1 pseudogene is annotated in these 408 nt (G+C 61.5%); it reads right to left on the bottom strand.

Annotated features, from left to right (window positions below):
• A pseudogene (locus ACM43_RS09515) lies at nucleotides 1-408 on the bottom strand (IS110 family transposase); the annotation flags it as partial.

Here is a 408-nt window from a genome sequence, read left to right on the forward strand (position 1 = left end):
CAACTGTAGTGGCGCAAGCACGCCAACGCCTCGGGATCGCGCTCGCCGGCAAGGATCGCGCGTATGATACGCAGGCCAGTCGCGCCGGCGATGTCGGCGACGACGTGGTGGAGCTGAAGATTCATCTCCGTCAAGGCCTTCTGCATATGCTGGATGTGCGAGGCCGCGTACTCCAGCCGACGCTCGCGCTGACGCACGTAGGCTCGCAGTTCGGCAATCTGCCCTTTGGGCTGAAAGCTGGCCCACAGCAACCAGAATGAATGGAGCCGCTGCAGCCATTGCGCATCGCTGACATCGGTCTTACGCCCCGGCACGTGCTTGGCATCGCGCGCGTTGGACAAGAAACACGGTAAATCCCCGGGCATCGAGAAGCTCGAAAATCGGAATCCAGTAGACGCTGGTCGATTC

The organism is Bradyrhizobium sp. CCBAU 45321, assembly GCF_028128975.1.
GTDB lineage: Bacteria > Pseudomonadota > Alphaproteobacteria > Rhizobiales > Xanthobacteraceae > Bradyrhizobium > Bradyrhizobium yuanmingense.